The following is a 22,736-nucleotide window of genomic DNA, read 5'->3' as shown; positions in this document are numbered from 1 at the left end:
ATCAGTTTTTCTGTTGGCCGCTGTATAAGTAATAGTGGGTGTCTGGTTTGCCTTTGGCTGCGTACATGGCGATGTCTGCGGCACGGATCAATTCAACATCGTCCTTGCCGTCGATGGGGTACACCGCAATGCCGATACTGCAACCAACGGTAATAGGTTGCTCGTTTACCGTAAAGGGTTGTTGCAGTTGATGGGCAATTTTCTCTGCAATCTGGGTAGCGTAGTCAGGATCGTTCAGGTCTTCTACAATCATGACGAACTCATCGCCCCCCAGCCTGCCGACGGTATCACTCTCGCGGCTTGAACTGCTTAAACGCAGCGCCACCTGCTTCAGTAACTCATCGCCGATGGCGTGGCCGTATTGATCATTCACCGGCTTGAACTTATCCAGATCAATAAACAGCAGGGCGCATTGCGTTTTATGCCGATGAGCCCGGCTGATGGCGGTGCAAAGTCGATCCGAGAACAGGATGCGATTGGCCAGTCCGGTCAGGTGATCAAAGTGCGCCATGTTCTTCAGGTTTTCTTCCAGGTCTCTACGCGCGCTGATATCCGAAAACACGGCCACGTAATGACTGAATTGCCCGTCGTCTCCGGTAACAGTGGCTATGCTGGCCCGTACCGGTAGCAGATTGCCGTTCGCCAGTGGAATCTCCGTGTCATCCTGCCAGTAGTGGCGCTGTTGCAGTTTGGATTCAATCTTCTGTGCTTCGTCCTGGTCACTGGTGCGGTAGAAACAGGCCTTGGTGCCCACCAGTTCAGTGTTGGTAAAACCGGTCATTTTCCGGTAGGAGGCATTGGTGGTGATGATGTTGCGCTGTTGATTACAAATCAGTATGCCATCGCGGCTGGCTTCCAGTACGGTGGCGGATAACTGTATCTGTGCCTCCATTTTCTTCTCACTGGTTCGATCCACCATAAAGGCAAGCCCGCGATCCTGCTCGCCATGGAGCAGCGCTCCGCCTACGCAAACAGGGGTGCGTCTACCGGTTTTATGAAAGAATTCTTTTTCAAACGGCAGGCAATAGCCTTGTTCGGCAATTTGTTGCAAGGCATGGTCGTCAGAGGACTGGAATTCTGCCGGGGTCAGGTCACGCCAGTTGAGCAGGCCCTGCTGCAGTTCAGCCCTGGTGTAGCCAAGGATATCGAGGAACTGGTCGTTGGCATCATAGATCTCACCGTTTTCACGCCAGATCAGGATGCCGATGATGTTGGAGTCGTAGAGCGTTTTGAAGCGGGTTTCGCTGTCCCGCAGTTTGCTTTCAGCGTCGTCGATTTCTGCCAGCACACGGCGTGATATAAACCAGACCAGCAACAGCATTGTCATCAACATGCTCAAATTTACCAGAAGCAAGGTGCGTTTTAGCCAGCGCGCACCTTCGCTCAGCTCGCTGGAAAAATCGATTTCCAGTTTGTTCAGTCTGAGATCCAGTTGTTCGAGTTCCTGTTTGAAGCGGGAGAGGTCTGCATTGGAGGCGTGAAAATGTGCCTCGCGGATTCGATACGCCAGAGATCTCAACTGATCGATTTCAGCGTCGGCTGCGGTCCAGATAGCAATGGCGTTCTTCATGTGTTTGATGTTCTGAAACCAGACAAACAGATAAATCATGTTATCGATATCGTCGGGATGATTGCCGCCGGCGAGAAAGCCCTGGCGGGCATCAGCATAATTTGGATTTTTTTTCTGTAGTGCCAGCCGGGCAATGCGGTCGTTCAGGTTAATCTGGAGGGCGCGCTCAAAGCCTTCAAACAGGTAGTCTGAAGGGTTTTCAAGGTAGCGATACAGCAGCAGAACGGAATCCTTCTGCGCCTTGGCCCACAGGCCTTCGCCACGAACGTAGGCGCGCACGCCGCTCATCAGTTGTGCCTGTAAGGTACCGAGAACAAGAATAAGTAGGCTGACGGCAAGCAGCAGCCAAATAATGTGCTTGACCCGGCGCCTGATCAGCGGCGGGCTGCTGGCCGTGGTGTCCCGAATCTGCAAATGGAAAATCCCTGTATATGATCAGGTTATAGAGTGTCCGATGTCTTAATATGGCCGATTTGTACCGTAATGCAAGTGTTGCCCTTTTACTGCGAACGCAAACCATTTACTTATCTCTGGCATGGAGTTTCGATTCAGCCTGATGCACACAGCGGCCAAGGGAATAGGTCCTAGCCACCGCACGGTCGTCGCCCAGGGTGTTCAATGCAAACAGAACGTCCCGCGGTGTGTGGCAGTGTTGCATGCGAAAGGCCAGCAATGGGGTGGCATGCAGGTCCAGAATACAAAAGTCGGCTTCATAGCCCGGTTGCAGGCTGCCGATGGTGTGCTCCAGGTCGAGCGCTCTGGCACCGCCCAGGGTGGCCAGATAGAGGGCTTGAAACGGGTCCAGGCTGGCCCCCTGAAGTTGTTGGACTTTATAGGCCTCATCCAGTGTGCGCAGCAGGGAAAAACTGGTACCACCCCCCACGTCGGTACCCAGGCCAATGTGGACACCCCATTGCTGCAGTTTGTCCAGTGGAAACAGTCCGGACCCCAGGAATAAATTGGAGGTAGGGCAGTGGGCAATGGCGCCGCCGGTGGCGGCCAGACGCTGGCATTCGTCGTCACACAGGTGAATGCCGTGGGCAAATACACTGCGGCGGGTGAGCAATCCGGCTTGCTCATACACATCCAGGTAGTGTCGGGATTGGGGAAACAACGCCTTAACCCAGGCCACTTCTTCCTGGTTTTCAGACAGATGAGTATGCAGGTAGACGCCGGGGTGTTCCCGCAGTAGTTGTCCCGCCTTGTTGAGTTGCTCCTGGCTGCTGCAGGGAGCAAAGCGCGGGCTGACCGCGTACTGGAGGCGGTCCACACCATGCCAGCGCTCAATCAACATCTTGCTGTCCAGGTAGCTTTGCTGTGCCGTATCACAAAGCTCCTGGGGCGCATGCCGATCCATCATGACTTTGCCGGCAATCATGCGCAGGTTGCGTTGCTGGGCGGCCTGGAACAATGCGTCCACCGACTCCGGGTATACAGTGCCGAATACCAGTGCTGTGGTCGTGCCGTTGCGCAAAAGCTCATCCAGAAAAAATTCAGATACCTGAGCGGCGTAGGCTCTGTCCTGGAATTTCAGTTCGGTGGGAAAGGTATAAGTGTTGAGCCAGCTCAGCAGGCGTTCACCGTAGGCGGCAATCATTTCGGTCTGCGGATAATGAACGTGGCAGTCAATAAAGCCGGGGGTGATCAAATGGTGCGGAAAACACTCCAGGGAAATCCGCCTGGGCAAGCGTTCCAGCATGTCCGCCGCCGCGCCCACTGCCTTCACCAGACCCTGCTCTACCCACAAAATCCCATCTTCATGGAAGTGCCACGCCTGTTCTCCCAGCTGCAGGGGATCACCGACAAAATACAAAATAGCGGCGCGGTAGGCTCGTGAGTGTTCAGCGCTGGGCATGCAATGCTTCCTGAAATCGGATATCGGCTTATGGTAGCAGAAATTCTCGGGTAACTGTCTGCTGCGATTTCGGTGACCGGCCAGCGCAGAGAAACCGGTGTATCGCTGGCAACCGACTATACTCATCAGAAACCAGTATGCAAAGGGAAGTGGCGATATGGGCAGGTGTGCGTTCATGATCATGGGGGCAGGGCTGCTGCTGGTGTCCGGTTTTACATCCACCGGGGCGCAGGCGGAAATGGTTTGGAGTACGTTCAGTTTGAGCTATTTGCGGGGGGATCATTATCAAGTGGGTGATGATTCCAGGCGGGTATTGACGGTTGAACATGCCAGCAAGCATACCTGGGGTGATAATTTCTTTTTCCTGGATAATCTCAGTTCCGACGACGGCACCGTCAAAAACTATTTTGAACTGGCGCCGCGACTGAGCCTGACTTACGTAACCAATAAGCAGATGAGTGTGGGCATAATCAAGGACCTGCTGATTGCATCCACCTGGGAAAGTGGTGATGGGTTCAATAATTATTTGTACGGGCTGGGGATGGCGTTGGCTGTGCCGGGTTTCAGGTACTTTAATATTAACCTGTATCAGGTCGATAACGATTTGTGGGATGACGACGAACAGATGACCCTTACCTGGGGCCTGCCTTTTACCTTGGCTGGTGCCAATTTCCTCTTTGATGGTTTTCTGGATTACTCCACCGCCTCTGATAGCAATGCCCGGGAAATGAATTTCACCTCTCAGGTCAAATGGGATCTGGGCCCTTTGATTGGGGCCACAGCCCCTTTTTATGTTGGTATGGAATATGCGTATTGGAACAACAAATTTGGCATCGATGGCGTTAATGAGCGCAATCCCTGCTTGTTGGTGAAATGGCATTTCTGAGCTTGCTTTGATGAGCCGTGGCGGGGCCGTGTTAAGCTATGGGGCATGGATGCACTGCAGGAGGGGTGAACATGGCTTCAGACCGAAAAGCATTATTACTCGATCTCAGCGGCGTGATTTATGACGGCAGTCAATTGATTGCCGGTGCAACCGACACCATTGGGCAGGCCCGGGCACAAAATCTGATACTGCGGTTTGTCACCAATACAGCCACTCGTTCATCTTCCGCCCTGCTCACCGATCTGAAAGCGATGGGCATCGATGTGGCTGCTGATGAATTGTTTACCGCGCCGATGGCGGCGAAAGCCTATCTGCAGCAACAGGGATTGCGGCCGTTCTGCCTGTTGCACGACAATCTGAAAAAGGAATTCGACGACCTGCAGCAAACCAGGCCGAACTGCGTGCTGCTGGGTGATGCGCGGCAGGATCTGAATTACGACAATCTCAATGCGGCGTTTCGGTTGTGTAAAAGCGGGGCACCGTTGATTGGTATCGGTATGAATAAGTATTTCAAGGATGACGAAGGTCTGAAGCTGGATGCCGGAGGATTTATCCGTTTGGTGGAATGGGCCGCGGACGTGGAGGCGGTCATCATGGGTAAGCCCAGTGCTGCCTTTTTCCAGCAGGTGGTGGCGTCCACCGGAGTGCCTGCCAGCGCCTGCCTGATGGTGGGGGATGATCTGGTCAGTGATGTGATTGGTGCTGTCGATGCCGGTCTGCAGGGTTGTCTGGTGCAGACCGGCAAATATCAGGCCGGTGATGAAGCCGGATTACCCGCCGGAGCCTGGTTGGTGCCATCCATTGCAGAGCTGTTTGCCGGGGTAAATTCCTGATCGGTTTCCCGTGCCAGCCATAAATACACCGAAGGCAAAATGAATAAGGTGAACAGGGTGCCGATGGCCATACCCGCCACCAGAATGATGCCGATACTGTTGCGTGCCTCGGCGCCGGCCCCGGTGACCAGCACCAGTGGAAAATGTCCCAGTACGGTGGCGGCGGTGGTCATCAGCACCGGACGTAAGCGTAATGCGGCCGCAGCGCTGATGGCGGCTGATTTTGTGGCTCCCTGCCGTTGTTGTTCGTGAGCAAATTCCGTGATCAGGATACCGTTCTTGGCAATCAAGCCTACCAGGGTAATGAAACCGATCTGCGCATAGATGTTGACGGTGGTAAAACTCAGAAAGCTGAACAGCATGGCACCGGAGAGCGCCAGGGGGACTGATCCCATGAGTACCACCAAGGGCAGCCGAAAATTATTGAACTGAATCGCCAGTGCCAGATAGACCACCAGTATGGCCACCACCAAAACCGACAGCATGCTGTTACCTTCTTTACGCAGCTGGCGGGAAATACCGGCGTAATCCACCGTGTAGTTGGTGGGCAGAATGTCGGCGGCGGCCTGTTCCAGCGTGCTCAGTGCCTGACCATTGGTGGTGCCCGGCAGCAGGCCACCGTAGATGCGGAACGCCCGTTGTTGATTGAAGGTGCCCAGGGCCCGGGGACCGGTGACGGATTCCATTTCCACCAGTGAGCGTAATGGTACCAATTCGCCCTCAGGTGTGCGGATGAACAGATCCAGAACCGTGTCGGGTGTATCGCGGGCAAGCTGCTCCACCATGGGAATAACACGATAGGCTTTGCCCTGGGCATTAAACCGGTTGGCGTCCATCTCGGCCAGAAGCGAAGCCAGTTGCCGGCTCACATCATCGATGTCCATGCCCAGGTCCGCGATGCGATCGTGGGCGAAGCGCAGCCGGCTTTGGGGCAGGTTTACCGTCAGGTCGGTATCCACAAACATGAACTGCCCGCTTTCATAGGCGGCGGCGATCAGCTGGCGGGCGTAGGTTTCCATTTGCGGGTAATCATCCGGAGACTGTACCACCATCTCCACATCAAACTGGCCGGCCGTGGGCAGGCTGGGGAACAGAATCGGAAACACCTTGACCCCGGTGATCGCGGAGAGCATCCCATATACGGACGGCAGCAGCTCCTGTACCGACTGTTCGCGCTGATCGAAGTCCACCAGCTCGATGCCGCCGAAGCCACCATTGGGCGAGATGATTTGCCACACCATATCCAGCCCCGGCACGTTGTTTTGTATCAGGTCAATGACATCATTCATGTAATCGTCGGTATAGGCCAGGGAAGCCTGGGGCGGTGATTCGATGATGATATTAATGCTGTTCTGATCTTCGATGGGTGCCAGTTCCTTACCGGAAAACAGATAGAACGGTACCACCAGCAGAGAAACAAACAACGCAAAAAACAGGATCTGATTGCGCCAGCCAAAGCTCTTCATCAGCAGCGCCTGATAGCGTTGTCGCAGCCGTTCAAAGCCTGCGTTGACCCGTCGCGTCATGGCGCTTTCGCGGCCGTTGTCCGCACAGACCCAGGCGCTCATAATGGGGGAGAGCGTGATCGCCACCACCCCGGAAATAATGACGGCGATGGCCAGGGTAAAGGCAAATTCCTTGAACAGGCTGCCGGTGAAACCGGACACAAAACCGATGGGGGTGTAGACGGCGGCCAGAGTGAAGGTCATGGCGATGATGGGGGACAGTAATTCGCGGGAGCTGACCAGGGCCGCTTCCACCCGGGTGCGGCCTTCGCGCAGATGGCGCGCTACATTTTCCACCACCACAATGGCGTCATCCACCACCAGACCCACCGAGAGCACCACTGCCAGGATCGTCAGCAGGTTCAGGGCGAAGCCCATGGCATAGATGATGGCAATACTGCCCAGAATGGAGATGGGAATGGTCACCAGGGGCACCAGCGCCGTGCGGAACGATCCCATCAGCAACAGTACCACCAGACCCACCAGCAATATGGTTTCAAACAGGGTGGTGAAGATTTCTTTGAGGGATTGCCGCATGTAAATGGTGCCGTCGTAGCCGGTGTTGATGGACAACCCTCTAGGCAGGGATTGATTAATACTGGCCAGGCGCTCGTACACTTGGTCGCCGATGGCTATTTCGTTGGCGCCGGGCAGGGGCCAGATGGAAATGTAGACCGTGGTGTCCTGATTGTAGCGGGCTTTGATGGTGCCGCGGGTTTCACCTTTTTCCACCCGGGCAATATCCCCCAGCCGGATCACGCCGTTGTTGATGTTGGAGATGATCAATTGCTCAAAGTCGGAGACCGTTTGCAGGGTGGCGTTACTCAGCAGGTTGAACTGCTGGGCCGCGTTTTCGGTTTTACCTATGGTGGCAATGACGTTGTTGGCGCGGATGGCGTTCATGACGTCATCGGCACCCAGGTTCAGGGCGGCCAGTCGATCCGGGTCTATCCACACGCGCATGGCCGGGGAGCGGCCACCTTCCAGGCCCACCCGCTGGACACCGTTGATGGCAGCGAACAATGGGTTAACCTGCCGCTCCAGGTAATCGGTTAGTTCGGAGCGGGTCCAGGCCTCACCGTGCACGTCCAGATAAAAAAGTGCCGCCGGGCGGTCGGCGCGCACCACCTCCACGGCAGGGTCTTCGGCACCGTCGGGCAACTCGTAACGCAATTGTGCCAGGCGGGTGGAAAGTTCCGCCAGGGCACGGGTGCTGTCTTCGTTCAGTTCCAGCCAGGCGGTGACGGTGCTCAGGCCTGCAGTGGTGGTGCTGTCCACATAATCCACACCGGGAATGGTCATGGCGGCCTGCTCGATGGGGTCGGTGATAAAGCCCTGTACCACCTCGGCGGATGAGCCCGGATAGGTGGTGGTGATCACCAGGGACGCGCTTTCAATCTGGGGAAACTGCAGCACCGGAATCTTGCTGGCGGCGGCCAATCCCGCCAACAGGAGCACCACCGAGATGACGATCGCCAGCAGCGGACGTTGTACGAAAATATCCATTACAGGTTACCCTCGTCCTGCCGCCGTGATGCGGTGTCGGTGGCTACCTCCGGCAGAGCCTCGGACATCGGCGCAGATGGTTTCTGGCCGGGCCGCTCGCGGGCAAACACCAACAAACCTTCGTGCAGTTTAAACGCTCCGGCGGCGGCCACTTTGTCTCCGGCCTGCAGGCCGCTTTCAATGAGTGCCTGTTTGGCGCCCAGGTGTTTGATTTTGACCTGGCGCCGGCTCGCCCGGTAGCCCTGGTTGGCGTCGTCTTCCAGCAGCACATAGACGAACTGCCCAAGGGGGTCCTGCTGAATGGCCAGTGCCGGTACCTGCAGTACGGATTCGGTGTCGGCCACCGGTACTTGCACATTGACCATGGTATTGGCGCTGAACTGGCCGCGGGGGTTGGGCAATCTGGCGCGATACTGACGGCTGCGGTTGGCGCTTTCGATGATGGTGTTTTCCGCCACCACCACCGCCTGCCCCTGATGTTGGTTGTTGGCCTCACCGATGGTGGTCACGGTGACTTCGGTGTTGTCCGCCAGGGGGCGATAGAATTGCGGTACCTTGAAGTCCACCCAGATAAAATCCTGCTGGCTGATGAGCGTGGTGATGAAGGTGTTGTCCATCAGAAACTGGCCCACTTCAAAGGTGTGCAGGCCCGCTTTGCCAGCAAAGGGCGCACGCAGGGTTTTCTTTTCGATGGTGCGCTTTAAAGCTTCCCGTTCAGCGCGGGCGGTGCTCAGGTCCGCTTTGGCGCGATCCAGTTGATCCTTGCTGGTGGCTTTGGATTGAAACAGGCCCTGGGAGCGTTCGTACACCGATTGCGCCAGCTCCAGCCGGGCCTGGGCCGCCTGCAGGTTGGCTTCTTCTACCGCCGTGTCCAGTTGCAGGAGCACCTGACCCTGGCGTACGCTGGCGCCGGATTCGAAACCGACCCGGGTAATTTCGCCCGCCAGCTCATTGCGCAGATCCAGCCGTTGTGGTGCCACCATTTCGCCGATGACACGAATGGCGGGGGTGTATTGGGTGGTGGCCACCACAGCCAGCTCAACCGATTCCGAGTGTTCAGGAAAAGATTCCCCAAAGGCGATGGCGGCCCGGATTTCCAGGACTTTAAACGCGGCCAGTGCGGCAAAGATCAGTACGCAGCTTAAAGCGGTAATGCCCCATTTTCGTAAACTCATGGTGTTGGTCCCTGTGTTATGGTGCACCTGCCTAACGCAGGCCGTGTTCCTCAAGCAGCCGGCAGGTGGAGGCCAGCAATGTTTCCGTCAATGGTGTTGTCCATGGGTAGGTGTTCATCATGCGTGTTATGCTGCGCACAATGACAGAATCGCTTTCCAGCCGGCCGGAGGGTTGTACCTCCTGATCCAGCAGGTGACGGGCATTGCGTTGCATCTGCACCTGGGTGTGGCCAACGCAGATGGACCACATGCTGGTGACCAGCTCATGGGCGATGGCCTCCTGCTGTGCTTGATCCACCTGCAGTTCTCCGTCCCGACAGGCGCGCAGGACTTCCTCCCGGAACAGGTCTTCCACGGCGATATCAATGGTGATGAACTTTTCCAGCCAGCCCGCCGAGGCCCGCTTCAGGATGGCTTCGTTGCCCAGCAGGGTCTCCAGCTGGGGGGCGAAACCGAATGGGGAAACCAGGCTGTGGTCCATCAGTTGCACTGCCGGGATACGGGCCACCGCCGGCAAAGGCAGGGCGAAGATCTGTTTCACCACGGCCATGAAATGCACCTGGTAGTGGTAACCCAGTGCCACCAGCACATCTTCCTTGCTTTGGATGTGTTTGTAGATGGAGCCCATGGACAGCCCCGCAGCCTTGGAAATGCCCGACATGGTGAAATCCAGCAGGGAGCTGGCTTCAATGCAGGCGGCGGCGGCTTGCAGTATGCGGTTTTCCTGCTCCTGGCAGGAGAATTTCGGGGCTGGCATAGGGTATGAATACTATTCGAATGATGTTCGAATAGTATTCATACCGGCCCCCGAAGTAAAGTGAATTTTCTGTTACCAGAGTGCGCGGTAGAGGGATGCCATCTCTTCAAGGCTGGGAACGCGGGGGTTGTTAGCCGGTGATCCGGAAGCCATCGCCTGCTCGGCCATCACCGGAACTTTGTTAAAAAACTCTGTTTTATCAATGCCATACTCTTGGGGGGTGGGCACCTGCAAATCCTGGTTCAGGGCCTTCAGTTCCTGTAGCAGCTTCTTGTTGGCGATCAGTACATTATCACCGGCGGCGGCAATGCCCATGGCCACTGCGCAGTCAGCGTAGCGCCGGGCGGCGCAGTCAATGGAGAACTCGGTAACGCTGGGCAGCAGCATGGCATTGGAGAGCCCATGGGGAACATGAAAGTGAGCACCAATAGGGCGGCTCATACCGTGCACCAGGGCTACGGAGGCGGCGGAGAAGGCAACACCCGCCAGGGTCGCTCCCATCATCATGGCCTCGCGGGCGGATTCGTCCCTGCCATCGTGAAAGACCCGGCGCAGATTGGGGGCCAGCAGGCCCATGGCCGCCAGTGCCTGGCTGTCACTGTAGGTATTTGCCTTGCGGCTGACATAGGCTTCAATGGCGTGGGTCAGGGCATCGATGCCGGTGTCGGCCGTGATTCTTGGTGGCGCGCTCATGGACAGGGTGTAATCCACCAGTGCTGCCACCGGGAGAAAGCCCATGCCCGCACACAACATTTTTTCATCTGCCTGGTCATCGGTGATGATGGTGAAACGGGTCATTTCCGAGCCGGTGCCGGCGGTGGTGGGAATGGCGATCACCGGTAACCCGCTTTCGGCCACGTTGCGGGGAAACTTGTAATCGGCCATGGCGCCGCCGTGGCGCGCCAGTATGGCAATGGCCTTGGCGCTGTCTATGGGGCTGCCGCCACCGAGGGCGATAAGGCAGTCGTAGCGGCCGGCGTTGGTCACGCGAACCCCGGCCTCAATGGAGGCAACCGTGGGTTCCGGTACCGTATCGGCAAACACGTCACTGGCGATACCGGCTTCTGCCAGTAGCGCTTGCAGGCGGGTGATGTAACCCAGTTCCACCATCATGTTGTCGGTGATCAACAGCGGGCGCTCGCAGCCCAGCTGCCTGACAATGGTGGCCACGGCTTCGGTGGCGTTTTTCCCCACTTGCAGAATTCTGGGTAAGATAATGGTGGCTGACATAGCGCTTCCTTTGTGCGGTGCCTTGGTTTTACTGATGCCGGCTACAACGCTTGCATCAGAGTGGGGCCGTGGCCATGCAGTACGGCGCTGCCCATGATCAGGGCGGTAATCATTTTCTCTGCTTTCAGGCAAATCTGTTCACGGCGTTCAGGTTGTTCAATGTAGTCCATGGACAACTGAAACATCTCCCGGCTGATGGTTTCCGAGATGTCATACAGGTGACTGCGCTCCAGCGCCGGCATCAGCCGCAACTCTTCAATATCATCCGCCATATCCTGGGCAAAATCTTCCATTACCTGACGCAGGGCCTTGCGCAGTACGGGGGAGGCCCCGTGCAGCTCGCGGATACCCAGAATAAAGGCGTTGGGGTTGGCGGCCACATAGTCGAAGAACAGTTTCACCGTGGCCTGGTTTACCTGGGTTGCTTTCGCCAGGTTGAGACGGGGGTTGTCTTCCCAGGATTCCAACTGGGTGCCTGCCGGTGCCACCGACTCCGCCGCGCGCCGCCGCAGATCCCGCAGTGGTTGGCGGATTTGCTTGGTCATTTCTTCAATGATGGCCATGCCCAGTTCATCGAAATCCTTGAAATGCCGGTAGAACGTGTTGGGGTTCAGGCCGGCTTCACGGGCCAGTTCCCGCAGGCTCAGGGCATTCAGGCTGCGGGTGCTGGCGTTCAACTTGAGGGCCGCTTCCATCAGCAGGCGCTTGCCCTGGGCCAGAACGGATTTGGAAAGACTCATCTTTGGTCTACTTTTAATCAATTGTATACATCAATGTGATGAATTGTACCGGCTCTTGACCAGAAAGTATACGCTTGTATACTTGGCCTTGTGAGGTAGACACATGTCTACCGAGATTTTATTACCGGGACTCCCCAGGGGAGTACATGTCGGATCGCATGCTGGCAGCAGCGGGCCCGCCCAATGGGGCCACCGACACACCATAACAATGATCAGGACTACAACATGAGCAAGCAGTCAGTGGAACATCATAAGGTGGCGATCATCGGCACCGGCTTTTCCGGCCTGGGTATGGCCATTCGTTTGAAGCAGGAGGGAGAGAACGATTTCATTGTTTTTGAAAAAGAGGCTGGTGTGGGTGGCACCTGGCGCGTGAATCATTATCCGGGATGCGCCTGCGATGTGCCTTCTCATTTGTATTCTTTTTCGTTTGCCCCCAACCCCAACTGGAGCCGCATGTTTGCGCCGCAGCCGGAAATCAAAAAATATCTGGAACACTGCGCCCATCATTATGATGTGATGCCCCATGTGAAGCTCAATAACGCTGTTGCCGGCGCCCATTGGGATGACGGCAAACAATTGTGGATGGTCACCGACCAGCAGGGTAAGCAGTACAGCGCCGAAATTCTGGTGGCGGGTGCGGGTGGGTTATCCGTGCCGGCCTACCCGAACATTCCCGGCCTGGATAAGTTTGAGGGCAAAGCCTTCCATTCCCAGGATTGGGATCATCAGTATGACCTGAAAGGCAAACGGGTTGCCGTCATCGGCACCGGTGCCTCGGCTATTCAGTTTGTACCCGAGGTGCAGAAAGAAGCGGCGCAACTGGATCTGTATCAGCGCACGCCACCCTGGATCATCAGCAAGCCGGACCGGGCCATGAAGTTTGCCGAAAAAGCGTTGTTCAAACGCTTTCCCAAAGCCCAGCAGTTATTGCGGGAAAAAATCTACTGGACCCTGGAAAGCCGCGTCGTGGGTATGTTGATTAATCCGCGCTTAATGACCATCGCCAAGCGCTGGGCTCTTAACCACATTCGTAATCAGATCAGTGATCCGGAGTTGCGCAAAAAGGTGACCCCGGATTACACCATCGGCTGCAAGCGCATCCTGATGTCGGATAACTACTATCCGGCACTGGACCAGCCCAACGTGGACGTGATCACCACCGGTATTCGGGAAGTGACCGCCAACAGCGTCATCACCGTGGACGGCGAAGAACGAAAAGTGGACGCCATCATCTACGGCACCGGTTTCAGAGCCACCGATCCCATTCCCAAAGGCCTGTTTTTTGGCCGTGGCGGCGTGGATATGGTGGATACCTGGCCCGAAGGTCCGGAAGCGTACAAAGGTACCACCATTGCCGGGTTCCCGAACTTCTTTATGTTAATGGGCCCCAACACCGGATTGGGGCACAACTCCATGGTGTACATGATCGAGTCGCAAATCAATTATGTAATGAGCGCGATGAAATTCATGGGGAAAAAACGCATCCGGCAGATCGATGTGGCGCCCACGGCACAAGCCCGCTACAACGATCGTATCCAGAACAAACTGCAGGGATCGGTGTGGAACAATGGCGGTTGCCAGAGCTGGTATCTGCATCCGGTCAGTGGAAAAAACGTGACGTTATGGCCCGGCTTTACCTGGCAGTTTCGTCAGCAAACCCGGCGTTTTGATGCCGACGCATACCTGTTCAACGGCGCAGAAGAAACCACATCAACACCAGACACAGTAGGGGCATCCGCATGAAATCATTCAACAACAAAGTGGCCGCTATCACCGGAGCGGCGTCTGGAATAGGTCGCGCTCTGGCCCTTGAACTGGCCAAACAGCATTGTCATCTGGCCCTCTGCGACGTGGACGACGCAGGATTGGCAGAAACCGCCAAGCAGGCCTCCGCATTGGGTGTTAAAGTAACCACTGCCAAGGTGAATGTGGCGGATCGCGATGCGGTGCATGCCTGGGCCGACCAGGTGGTGCACGATCACGGCAAGGTGAACATGGTCTACAACAACGCGGGTGTCGCCCTTGGTGGTACGGTGGAAGACACGGATTATTCCGATTACGAATGGATTGTGGGTATTAATATGTGGGGCGTGGTGTATGGCACCAAAGCGTTTTTGCCCTACATCAAGCAAGCCGGTGAGGAAGGGCACATCGTTAACATCTCCAGTATATTCGGCCTGTTTGCGCAACCCACACAAAGCGGTTATAACATGTCTAAGTTTGCGGTGCGTGGGTTTACCGAATCCCTGCGCCAGGAGCTGGATCTGGAAGGCGGTAAGGTGTCCTGTACCTGTGTCCACCCCGGTGGTATCAAAACCAACATTGCCCGCAATGCGCGGATGAGCAACAGTGTGGAAAAGCTCACCGGAAGCGCCAGCGCGGAAAAGATGCGTGACCAATTTGAGGCACTGTTCCTGACCACCTCCGAGAAAGCCGCCCAGGTAATTCTGGGGGCAGTGAAAGCCAACAAGCGGCGGGCGTTGATCGGTCCGGATGCGCGGGTACTGGACATAATGCAGCGCACACTGCCGGTGATATATCAGCGGATAGTGACCGCTTCGTTCAAGATGGCCAGTCGCTAAGCTGCAATAATGGAACACCACCCGGGCTGAATAGCCCGGTTTTTTGTTGTGTAGAGATAATAAAAAATTAACGGAATACAAACCCCAACGCGAGGAGAACACCATGCACGGATTGATGATGGATACCCAACTCTCCATTTCGTCTATTCTGCGTCACGCTGAAAAAGTTCATAAACACTGCGAGATCGTCAGCCGTAAACCGGAGGGAGGCATCTTTCGCTACACCTATGCGGATGCCGGCAGGCGTGCCCGGCAGGCGGCTAATGTGCTGGCCCAGCTGGGCGTTCAGCAGCAGGACCGGGTTGCCACACTGGCCTGGAATACACACCGCCACTATGAGTTGTATTTTGCGGTGTCCGGCAGTGGCGCCATTCTGCATACGGTGAATCCGCGCCTGTTCCCCGAGCAGATCGTCTACATTCTCAATCATGCCGAGGACGAAGTGCTGTTTCTGGATCTGCAGTTCGTGCCTCTTATTGAAGCCATACGGGATCAGCTGCCGCATTTGAAACACATCGTGCTGATGGTGGATAAGGCCAGCATGCCGGATTCCAAGCTGGACTTGTTGTGCTATGAGGCATTGCTGGAAGCCGCCAGCGCCGAGTATGAGTGGCCCAGTTTTGATGAAAACCTGGCCGCCACCCTGTGTTACACCTCCGGTACCACCGGCAATCCCAAAGGGGTGCTGTACAGCCACCGTTCCACGGTGATTCACGCGTTGGCCTCCGTCAGCAACGATGCGTTGGGGGTTTGCAATCGGTCGTCGGTTTTACCGGTAGTGCCCATGTTCCATGTGAATGCCTGGGGCGTGCCCTATGCGGCCACCGCCGGTGGAGCCAGGTTGGTGTTGCCCGGCGCCGGTATGGATGGTGCCTCCCTGTATGAACTGATCGACAGTGAGAACGTTTCATTGCTGCTGGGGGTGCCCACCGTATGGTTGGGGCTGCTGCAGTACTGTGATCAGGAAAACCGCAAGCTGGCCTCGGTGGAAGAGGTGGTCATAGGCGGCTCGGCGGCGCCCATGTCCATGATCAGGGCGTTTCAGGAAAAACACGATGCCTTTGTTATTCATGCCTGGGGCATGACCGAGCTTTCCCCCATGGGTACGCTTAACAGCATGAACACCTACATGGCCGGATTGTCGCAGGAGGAGCGCTATAAACTGCAAACCAAGCAGGGGCGCCCCATCTACGGTATTGAAATTCGAATTGTAGACGATGCCGGGCAGGAACTGCCCCACGACGGTAAAGCCTTTGGCCGCCTGCAGGTGCGCGGCCCCTGGGTGGCCAGCAGCTACTATAAACACGATGATCAATCCGACTGGCAGGACGGTTGGTTTGATACCGGTGATGTGGCCACACTGGATGCACAGGGCTACATGAACATCGTGGACCGGGCCAAGGATGTCATCAAATCCGGCGGCGAGTGGATCAGTTCCATTGATGTGGAGAACATCGCCATCGGCCATGACGCGGTTGCTGAATGCGCGGTGGTGGGTGTACCGCATCCGAAATGGGATGAACGCCCGTTGTTGCTGGTGGTACTGAACCCCGGCGCCAGTCTGACCAAGGAAGCCATGCTGGAATACCTAGCGGACAAAATCGTGAAATGGTGGATGCCCGACGAAGTGTTGTTTGTTGAGGAATTGCCGCACACCCCCACCGGTAAGTTACTGAAGCGTCAGCTGCGGGACCAGTATCAGTCTGTGTATACCCAGTAGTTGCCCTCAGCCCAGCATGCTGCTTGCAGGGTGCTGGGCTGTCGCTTTGGCACAGTACATCGTCATCCATTCACCTAACGTCTTGAGCGCTGCTGAACTAGTCTTAATAATGGATTAAAACAGAGGCAGCAAACTATGTTAGGTAACGTGTTTAGTAAGGCGCAGGGCCGGCGTCGCACCCGCACACCGGCCGCATTGAAAATCATTGCCCGCAGTGTGCGCTTTGATTATCTCGGTGCCATGCGCCAGCAACGCTACTGGCATGACAATGATCCCGTAAAAACGCATTTTTTCAATGCCTTGCAGGCTATGTTCCCGGAAGGGGAGCGCTTTTTCATGGATTCGGCGCGGGACGTGCGTGATGCCGTGGGAAAGGATAACCTGCCTGCGGAATTACTGGAGCAGATTCAATTGTTCATCCGCCAGGAAGCCATGCACGGGCGGGAGCACGACGGTTGGAGTCAGGCCCTAATCGAGATGGGCTACCCCGCCATGCAGATGTTCGATGAAAAACTGAAGCGTGATAATAAGTGGTCCCGCAAGCACCTGACACCATTGACACGCCTGGCCATGACGGCGGCTTCTGAGCACTTCACTGCCTCCCTGGCGCACCTCTTTATTTACCATCGTCCGGATTTGATTGAAAAGGCCGGTTCACCCTTCCGGGAACTGCTGATTTACCATGCCATGGAGGAGGTGGAACACAAGGCGGTATGCTACGACCTGTACCAGGAAGCCGGTGGCGGTTACTGGAAACGGGCCTATGCCATGGTGTTTGTCACCCTGGATCTGCTGGTGCGACTGCGCAATCGAATGCGTTATCTGTTGCAGCAGGATGGCCTGTGGGATGCGCAGCATCGGGCAGCGGTACGCCGGTTGCTGTGGGGAAAGGATGGCATCATGCGCGCGCTGGCACCGTTTTTACTGCAGTATTTCCGCCCCGGATTTCACCCCTGGGAAACCGATGAGCGCCGCGATCTGCTGGAACGTTTCCATAACGAAATGACGTTGATTGACGAGATGCAGGCACAACAGGCGGCGGATGCCGCCTGATACAGCAGTGTATTATCGGTAGATTTCCAGTGCCTTGGCCTGGGTCTGAATGGCGTTGCGGAATTCGTCGCTCATGCGGCCGATCAATTCCGCCACCGGCACCACATCATGGATCCCGGCACAACCCTGGCCGGCGGACCAAACAGTTTTCCAGGCCTTGGCTTCGTCGCTGACGGGTTTCAGTTTGGTGCCGTAATCCACCTCGCCGGGCTGCCCCAGCTTATCCATTGCGTAGCCGTTGGCTTCCATGCTGGGCCGCATAAAACTGGCAGGAATACCGGACACGGCGGGGGTGTGTACTATGTCCTTGCTGCCGCAGTCATTGATCATCTGTTTGTATTCAGGCACCGCCTCACTTTCCACAGTATTGATGAAGCGGGTACCCATATAGGCCAGATCCGCTCCCATCTGCAGTGCGGCCGCCACATCGGAACCACTGTTAATACAACCTGCCAATAACAGGGTTTTATCAAAAAAACTGCGGATTTCCTGCACCAGCGCAAACGGATTGGTGGTACCCGCGTGGCCGCCGGCGCCACCACACACGGCAATCAAGCCATCGACACCGGCTTCAGCGGCTTTTTCCGCATGGCGGCGATTGGTGACGTCATGGAAGACCACGCCGCCGTAGCTGTGCACGGTGTCCACCAGTTCTTTCACCGCACCCAGAGAAGTGATCACCAGGGGCACTTTGTGTTTTGCGCAGATTTCCAGATCCGCCTGTACCCTGGGGTTGGTCTTGTGCACAATCAGGTTAATGCCATAGGGCGCGGCCCTGTTACCGGTTTGTTGTTCAAACTCCGAAAGTTCCCGCTCAATCTGCAGCAGCCATTCTTCAAAGCCCTCGCTGCTGCGCTGATTCAGCGCAGGCAGGGTACCGACCACGCCGTTCTTACAGTTCTCAATCAACATTCTGGGGCCGGACACCAAAAACATGGGGGCGGCCACTACCGGTAACTTCAATCTGCCTTCAAAGCTGCTTGGAATCGGCATGGATTACACCTTTACTCTCAAATTAATGTTCAATTTATTGAAGGCAAAAGAATAACATGTAAAAGCTCAGCGCGGGAAAGCGGGAAACGCTACAATGGCGGTTTCCGCCGTGTTTTTTCGTGAGGATTTATGTCAACAGCAGGCAGTCATGGCCGTTCTGTTTGAGCAGTACCACCAGGGGCGTCAGTATCAGGTGCGCAGTGCCGGCCGCACCCGGCGGCTGTATACCGATGGGGTTTTCCACAGCCAGTACAACCCTGCCCATTGCGGCGTCACCGGCAGCGTGTGGGATCTGTTGTTCTTACCCAGCCAGTTCTATTCGCCACAGGCAATCCGGCGGGTGCTGGTTTTGGGTGTGGGGGGTGGTGCGGTTATTCATATGCTGAATCAGTTTGTGCGGCCGGAACAGCTGGTGGGGGTTGAGCTGAGTGGCCTGCATATTGAATTGGCGCAGCGCTATTTTGATCTTGATTATGACAATCTGGAACTGATACAGGCCAACGCCATCGACTGGATCATTGACTACCAGGGGGCGCCTTTTGATCTGATCATTGATGATCTGTACTTTGAAGTGGACGGTGAGCCGCAACGTGCCATCAGCGCCGATGCCAGCTGGTTTGATCTGCTGATGGAGCACCTGACGGATGACGGCGCCCTGGTGATGAACTTTGTGAATTATCGGGAGTGGCGCGAGAGTGCTTATTTTTCCGCAGCGTTTGTGCAGGAATCCTTTGCCTCGGTGTATCAGTTTGCAACACCCACCTGCCACAACGCCGTGGTGGGTTTTTTGCGTATACCAACCGAAACCCGCATGTTGCGTCAGGCCTTGAAACTGCAACCGGGGCTGAACCCTGAACGCAAGTCCTGCCGCCTGCGGTATGCAGTCAAGAAGATAGCTTGAATACTTTAAAGCTTTTGTCGCGATAAACCGTTTCAATACTTTTGAAATAGGAAGGGGCGATGGCTTCCACCGGTATAAATTGATTGACCACCACAAACGCAACGCCATTGTTTTTCAAATGATGGCGTGCACTGCGCAGAAATTTTTCCGTTAAATCCGGTTCCGTATCGAAGCCCTTGTGAAACGGCGGATTGCATAACACCACGTCGTACTGGTGATGAAGGTCACAGGCGCAATCGTCTGCACTGACCTCGCCCTGGATGCCATGGATTTCGAAATTGTGACGGCAACTGGCGATGGCGGCGGCGTTGTTGTCGGTGGCCATGATCTGTCCGGCGCCCAGGGCCCAGGCCATGACAGACAGGTAGCCGTAGCCGCAACCCAGATCCAGCAAGGTGGCGGGGGCCCCGGCAATATTGACGTGATCAGCAAACGCATTCACCAGCAGTTCACTGCCCTTGTCAATCTTGTTCCAGCCGTATTGCCCGGGTTTGCTGAACAGGGCAAGGTTGCGTTGCTCGCCGATGCAGGTCAGTTGCCGGTACTCACGGTCATCCAGGGGTTCACCTAACTCCGTCACCCTGAATTGCGCCAGCTTCAACTGGCGTTCGCCTTTGCTCACCTCAGCCTTGCAACCCAGGTACTGCTCCACTTTGCTGATGTAGGTTTTGATGCCTTCGTTCTTAAAGCCGCATAGCAGCAGTGAGCCCTTGGCGTTTAACGAGGCCGGGGCCTGATTGATAATGTGGTGCACCACGGCTTTTTCCTTGGACACCCGGTAGGCAATGACATCAAACCGAGTGTTGCACGCGCTGATATCCATATCATTGAAAATACAAGGAATATTGTTGTCCTGTGCGGACCGGTATACATCGTAGCGATTGGTGAGCAAGCTCAGATCCGGCAGGGTTTTCAGGGACAGCAGAAGTGAACTGTCCAGGTGTTCGTCGGCCACCAGCAGGCGTTGGCCGGAGCTTTCCGCCAGGGCATCACAGATAAAGTCCAGTGCGGGATCCGTCATGACAATTGTTCAATCTCTTCCGTGGTAAGGGGGCGATACGCTCCGGCAGCCAGTTGCGGGTCCAACTGAAGTGAGCCGATAGCACAACGGTGCAGTGCCAGCACATGGTTACCGATGGCCGCGAACATACGTTTTACCTGATGATACCTGCCTTCATAAATGACCAGTTCAACGTGGTGTTCATCGGTAATATGCAGTTGTGCCGGGCGGGTTCGTTTGTGTTCATTGCGCAATAAAATGCCGTCAGCAAATTGCGCTTCAGCCTGTGCCGAGATGGGGTGTTGCAGTGTCACCTGATAACGCTTGGGCATTTTATGTTTGGGGGCGGTGATACGATGGCTCCATTGACCATCATCGGTGACCAGAACCAGGCCGGTGGTATCCATATCCAGGCGCCCAGCCACGTGCAACTGGGTAACATCGTCTTCTTCATTGAACAACCCGATTACAGTGGGATGCTGTGGGTCGCTGTTGGCGCAAACGCAGCCGAGCGGTTTGTTCAACATAAAATAGCGTGGCCCCCTTGGAGCAATAGGCAGACCGCCCAACCGGATATCCTGTTGCGGGTTGACGTCTTGCTGCGGATCACGGGCAGCATGGCTGTCCACCAGTACATCGCCCTGTTTGATCGCCAGCTTGGCTTCCTTGCGGGACAAGCCGGAATAATTGCTCAGATATTTGTCAAGTCGCATGAAGGTGTTGTCATGAAGGTTTTGTGACGAGAATAAGAAATCCATTGGGATATAGTGTGTCAGTTATTGAGCTACTTCGTCTAGGTTGTTATGGAGATGAGGGGAGAATTGTACGTCATTTAGACTGATTCGTTACATGATCTTTCTGAATCGGCTATATGAGTAATTTATCAGCTGAGAAAAATCCCTGATGGATCAGGGCTATTGCGTGGCAAAGGTAAAGTTAACGTCAGCTTTTGTGGAAAACTGCCACGCGAGTTTTCGTTTGCAGGTTCACAATCCCCCATTAAACTGATCAGTACTAAATCACAGACACACCGATCAGGACGTTGGGTGCATCAGCAAGGAGGGGTTTTATGAACAACGTAAAATTTTTGGATTGGTTGGGCTCTACCGCATTGACCATCGCGTTGTTGTCAGTACTGCTGCTGTTTGTTCCCGGATTGGTTCGCGCCGACAGCGCCGTCGCGCTCGAGTCACAAGATTTTATTGGTCGTGCCGACCTTTGAAAGACCGGGGAAAGCCACAGATTTCAGTGTGCAGTCTGAAACCTGTGGCGCTCGATTATTTATTGCTTTTATTCCTGTGTGCCGCCAGAAGAAACAGGCCAAGCAGAAACAACAGAAACAGGCTGCTGCTGCCACCACTGCCGGACACCCGATATTCCTCTTCCACGGTAACGCTATAGTCGTTGTCCCAGTCATTATCCCAGTCAGTGCTTTCCATGGTCAGTGGCGTGGTAGAGGGTGCCGTGCTGCTGAGTAGAAGGTTCTCCGTTTCTGCATCAAAAATTTCAACCCCCAGTTGATAGGTGGCGGGATCGAAACCGTAGTCGAGCACCACGCGGGTCGTGTAGCGATCGTTGCTGCTGTAGTCGTAAAGGCGGAACAGGTTACTGGTGGAGATGTTGTTCCACCGGCCATAGCCGTCAATCAGGCTGAGGCGCACATAGACATTGCGCTCCTGCCCCGGCGCATCGGCATCCAGTTCCACCTCCAACTGGGTATAGAAGCCGTCGCCATCCTGGTCTGCGCTCAGTTCAAACCCAAGTTCATACAGTGTGACCTGATCATAGCCGGCCTCTTCTTGGGTGTTGTCTTCGAGAAACAGTGAGCTCAATCGTGAATCGTTGTCGCCATCGTACTGCAGCAGCAAGCTGTCGGTTTCCGCGGAATAAATATTAAGGATCAGCTCATAGGCCTGGCTGGGATAACCTTCGGTGAGCAGAACCCGGGCCTGGTAGGTGTCGTCGCCACTGTCACCACTTAACGTATAGGTTTCCGTTTGAAACAGAATCTGGCGGCTGGCTCCCGCCAACTCACCCACCACATAAATATCCTGGCGGTAAAGCTCGCTGTCGATATCAAAATTCACTTCGAACTGGTGGTAGTAGCCATCGCCATCGGTATCCGCAACCATATTGAACCAGACATCGTACACGCGTACGCCGCTTTCGCTGTAGCGGTTGCTGGTGGTTTCCAGCGACAGCCCCCGCGCAACACCCATGGTTTGGGTTTTCTCCGGGTTGCTGATGATGCTGCCACTGATTTTACTGCCTGTACTGTTGCCTGAATCCGTGGCGGTTAAGGTTGCCGCCTGGGCCTGTGGGTTGCTGGCCAGTATCACCAGCAGCAGGGTCACTATTACAAACGCCATCTTGTACATGTTATCGCTCCGTTATTGCTCTTCACTCTTGGCTTTGATTACAACCCGG

At 55.5% G+C, this 22,736-nt stretch carries 19 protein-coding genes; 8 read left to right on the top strand and 11 right to left on the bottom strand.

Annotated features, from left to right (window positions below; all coding sequences use genetic code 11):
• Nucleotide 1 precedes the first annotated feature (1 nt).
• On the bottom strand, nt 2-1,984 hold the full coding sequence (locus tag D9N13_RS22745; protein ID WP_290594273.1) for a sensor domain-containing diguanylate cyclase: 1,983 nt from the start codon (nt 1,982-1,984) through the stop codon (nt 2-4).
• 106 nt (nt 1,985-2,090) lie between these two features.
• The gene (guaD, locus tag D9N13_RS22740; protein ID WP_290594272.1) at nt 2,091-3,425 is read right to left on the bottom strand and encodes a guanine deaminase; all 1,335 of its coding nucleotides are present in this window, start codon (nt 3,423-3,425) and stop codon (nt 2,091-2,093) included.
• Nucleotides 3,426-3,600: 175 nt separating this feature from the next.
• Here guaD and D9N13_RS22735 point away from each other — a divergent pair, with 175 nt between their 5' ends.
• Nucleotides 3,601-4,311: an outer membrane protein OmpK gene (locus D9N13_RS22735; RefSeq protein WP_290594271.1), complete on the top strand. Its 711-nt coding sequence runs from the start codon at nt 3,601-3,603 to the stop codon at nt 4,309-4,311.
• 71 nt (nt 4,312-4,382) lie between these two features.
• A complete protein-coding gene (locus tag D9N13_RS22730; protein ID WP_290594270.1) occupies nt 4,383-5,144 on the top strand; it encodes a TIGR01458 family HAD-type hydrolase in 762 nt (253 codons plus the stop codon).
• Here D9N13_RS22730 and D9N13_RS22725 read toward each other — a convergent pair.
• From D9N13_RS22725 to D9N13_RS22705, 5 genes are all read right to left on the bottom strand, one after another.
• The gene (locus D9N13_RS22725; RefSeq protein WP_290594269.1) at nt 5,060-8,155 is read right to left on the bottom strand and encodes an efflux RND transporter permease subunit; all 3,096 of its coding nucleotides are present in this window, start codon (nt 8,153-8,155) and stop codon (nt 5,060-5,062) included. The two genes, D9N13_RS22730 and D9N13_RS22725, sit on opposite strands and share 85 nt — an antisense overlap.
• On the bottom strand, nt 8,155-9,330 hold the full coding sequence (locus tag D9N13_RS22720) for an efflux RND transporter periplasmic adaptor subunit (protein WP_290594268.1): 1,176 nt from the start codon (nt 9,328-9,330) through the stop codon (nt 8,155-8,157). The genes D9N13_RS22725 and D9N13_RS22720 overlap by 1 nt, the downstream gene beginning before the upstream one ends.
• A 31-nt stretch (nt 9,331-9,361) precedes the next feature.
• Complete coding sequence (locus D9N13_RS22715; RefSeq protein WP_290594267.1) at nt 9,362-10,087, bottom strand: TetR/AcrR family transcriptional regulator; 726 nt, start codon at nt 10,085-10,087, stop codon at nt 9,362-9,364.
• A gap of 72 nt (nt 10,088-10,159) precedes the next feature.
• Complete coding sequence (locus D9N13_RS22710) at nt 10,160-11,317, bottom strand: iron-containing alcohol dehydrogenase (protein ID WP_290594266.1); 1,158 nt, start codon at nt 11,315-11,317, stop codon at nt 10,160-10,162.
• A gap of 41 nt (nt 11,318-11,358) precedes the next feature.
• Entirely contained in the window at nt 11,359-12,057 is a 699-nt protein-coding gene (locus D9N13_RS22705) for a TetR family transcriptional regulator (protein WP_290594265.1), read from the bottom strand.
• A gap of 225 nt (nt 12,058-12,282) precedes the next feature.
• Between D9N13_RS22705 and D9N13_RS22700 the strand changes: the two genes are divergently transcribed.
• From D9N13_RS22700 to D9N13_RS22685, 4 genes are all read left to right on the top strand, one after another.
• On the top strand, nt 12,283-13,803 hold the full coding sequence (locus tag D9N13_RS22700) for a flavin-containing monooxygenase (RefSeq protein ID WP_290594264.1): 1,521 nt from the start codon (nt 12,283-12,285) through the stop codon (nt 13,801-13,803).
• Nucleotides 13,800-14,642, top strand: a complete 843-nt coding sequence (locus tag D9N13_RS22695; protein ID WP_290594263.1) for an SDR family NAD(P)-dependent oxidoreductase — start codon at nt 13,800-13,802, stop codon at nt 14,640-14,642. The genes D9N13_RS22700 and D9N13_RS22695 overlap by 4 nt, the downstream gene beginning before the upstream one ends.
• A gap of 103 nt (nt 14,643-14,745) precedes the next feature.
• Complete coding sequence (locus D9N13_RS22690) at nt 14,746-16,362, top strand: long-chain-fatty-acid--CoA ligase (protein ID WP_290594262.1); 1,617 nt, start codon at nt 14,746-14,748, stop codon at nt 16,360-16,362.
• A 135-nt stretch (nt 16,363-16,497) separates the two neighbouring features.
• Nucleotides 16,498-17,415: a metal-dependent hydrolase gene (locus D9N13_RS22685; RefSeq protein ID WP_290594261.1), complete on the top strand. Its 918-nt coding sequence runs from the start codon at nt 16,498-16,500 to the stop codon at nt 17,413-17,415.
• A gap of 12 nt (nt 17,416-17,427) precedes the next feature.
• Here D9N13_RS22685 and D9N13_RS22680 read toward each other — a convergent pair whose 3' ends face one another.
• A complete protein-coding gene (locus D9N13_RS22680; protein WP_290594260.1) occupies nt 17,428-18,408 on the bottom strand; it encodes an NAD(P)H-dependent flavin oxidoreductase in 981 nt (326 codons plus the stop codon).
• 94 nt (nt 18,409-18,502) lie between these two features.
• On the opposite strand from D9N13_RS22680, the gene D9N13_RS22675 reads away from it, so the two are divergent.
• Entirely contained in the window at nt 18,503-19,309 is an 807-nt protein-coding gene (locus D9N13_RS22675) for a spermidine synthase (protein WP_290594259.1), read from the top strand.
• On the opposite strand, the gene D9N13_RS22670 is transcribed toward D9N13_RS22675, so the two are convergent.
• Both D9N13_RS22670 and rsuA read right to left on the bottom strand, forming a co-directional pair.
• Nucleotides 19,293-20,330, bottom strand: coding sequence for a class I SAM-dependent methyltransferase (locus D9N13_RS22670; RefSeq protein WP_290594258.1), 1,038 nt, complete (start codon nt 20,328-20,330; stop codon nt 19,293-19,295). The genes D9N13_RS22675 and D9N13_RS22670 overlap by 17 nt on opposite strands.
• Nucleotides 20,327-21,022, bottom strand: coding sequence for a 16S rRNA pseudouridine(516) synthase RsuA (gene rsuA / locus D9N13_RS22665; RefSeq protein ID WP_290594257.1), 696 nt, complete (start codon nt 21,020-21,022; stop codon nt 20,327-20,329). The genes D9N13_RS22670 and rsuA overlap by 4 nt, the downstream gene beginning before the upstream one ends.
• Nucleotides 21,023-21,378: 356 nt before the next feature.
• Here rsuA and D9N13_RS22660 point away from each other — a divergent pair, with 356 nt between their 5' ends.
• Complete coding sequence (locus D9N13_RS22660) at nt 21,379-21,531, top strand: hypothetical protein (protein ID WP_290594256.1); 153 nt, start codon at nt 21,379-21,381, stop codon at nt 21,529-21,531.
• 55 nt (nt 21,532-21,586) lie between these two features.
• On the opposite strand, the gene D9N13_RS22655 is transcribed toward D9N13_RS22660, so the two are convergent.
• Nucleotides 21,587-22,687, bottom strand: a complete 1,101-nt coding sequence (locus D9N13_RS22655) for a choice-of-anchor H family protein (protein WP_290594255.1) — start codon at nt 22,685-22,687, stop codon at nt 21,587-21,589.
• Between the last annotated feature and the right edge of the window lie 49 nt (nt 22,688-22,736).

Origin of the sequence: Ketobacter sp. GenoA1 (assembly GCF_003671475.1) — a bacterium.
In the GTDB taxonomy this organism is placed as follows: Bacteria; Pseudomonadota; Gammaproteobacteria; order Pseudomonadales; family Ketobacteraceae; genus Ketobacter.
This window is presented reverse-complemented; position numbering and strand designations above follow the sequence as displayed.

Bases quoted from the DNA above. Each gene is read 5' to 3' on its own strand.
- guaD (WP_290594272.1), bottom strand. From the start codon at position 3,425: ATGCCCAGCGCTGAACACTCACGAGCCTACCGCGCCGCTATTTTGTAT.
- D9N13_RS22735 (WP_290594271.1), top strand. From the start codon at position 3,601: ATGATCATGGGGGCAGGGCTGCTGCTGGTGTCCGGTTTTACATCCACC.
- D9N13_RS22730 (WP_290594270.1), top strand. From the start codon at position 4,383: ATGGCTTCAGACCGAAAAGCATTATTACTCGATCTCAGCGGCGTGATT.
- D9N13_RS22725 (WP_290594269.1), bottom strand. From the start codon at position 8,155: ATGGATATTTTCGTACAACGTCCGCTGCTGGCGATCGTCATCTCGGTG.
- D9N13_RS22720 (WP_290594268.1), bottom strand. From the start codon at position 9,330: ATGAGTTTACGAAAATGGGGCATTACCGCTTTAAGCTGCGTACTGATC.
- D9N13_RS22715 (WP_290594267.1), bottom strand. From the start codon at position 10,087: ATGCCAGCCCCGAAATTCTCCTGCCAGGAGCAGGAAAACCGCATACTG.
- D9N13_RS22710 (WP_290594266.1), bottom strand. From the start codon at position 11,317: ATGTCAGCCACCATTATCTTACCCAGAATTCTGCAAGTGGGGAAAAAC.
- D9N13_RS22705 (WP_290594265.1), bottom strand. From the start codon at position 12,057: ATGAGTCTTTCCAAATCCGTTCTGGCCCAGGGCAAGCGCCTGCTGATG.
- D9N13_RS22700 (WP_290594264.1), top strand. From the start codon at position 12,283: ATGAGCAAGCAGTCAGTGGAACATCATAAGGTGGCGATCATCGGCACC.
- D9N13_RS22695 (WP_290594263.1), top strand. From the start codon at position 13,800: ATGAAATCATTCAACAACAAAGTGGCCGCTATCACCGGAGCGGCGTCT.
- D9N13_RS22690 (WP_290594262.1), top strand. From the start codon at position 14,746: ATGCACGGATTGATGATGGATACCCAACTCTCCATTTCGTCTATTCTG.
- D9N13_RS22685 (WP_290594261.1), top strand. From the start codon at position 16,498: ATGTTAGGTAACGTGTTTAGTAAGGCGCAGGGCCGGCGTCGCACCCGC.
- D9N13_RS22680 (WP_290594260.1), bottom strand. From the start codon at position 18,408: ATGCCGATTCCAAGCAGCTTTGAAGGCAGATTGAAGTTACCGGTAGTG.
- D9N13_RS22675 (WP_290594259.1), top strand. From the start codon at position 18,503: ATGGCGGTTTCCGCCGTGTTTTTTCGTGAGGATTTATGTCAACAGCAG.
- D9N13_RS22670 (WP_290594258.1), bottom strand. From the start codon at position 20,330: ATGACGGATCCCGCACTGGACTTTATCTGTGATGCCCTGGCGGAAAGC.
- rsuA (WP_290594257.1), bottom strand. From the start codon at position 21,022: ATGCGACTTGACAAATATCTGAGCAATTATTCCGGCTTGTCCCGCAAG.
- D9N13_RS22660 (WP_290594256.1), top strand. From the start codon at position 21,379: ATGAACAACGTAAAATTTTTGGATTGGTTGGGCTCTACCGCATTGACC.
- D9N13_RS22655 (WP_290594255.1), bottom strand. From the start codon at position 22,687: ATGTACAAGATGGCGTTTGTAATAGTGACCCTGCTGCTGGTGATACTG.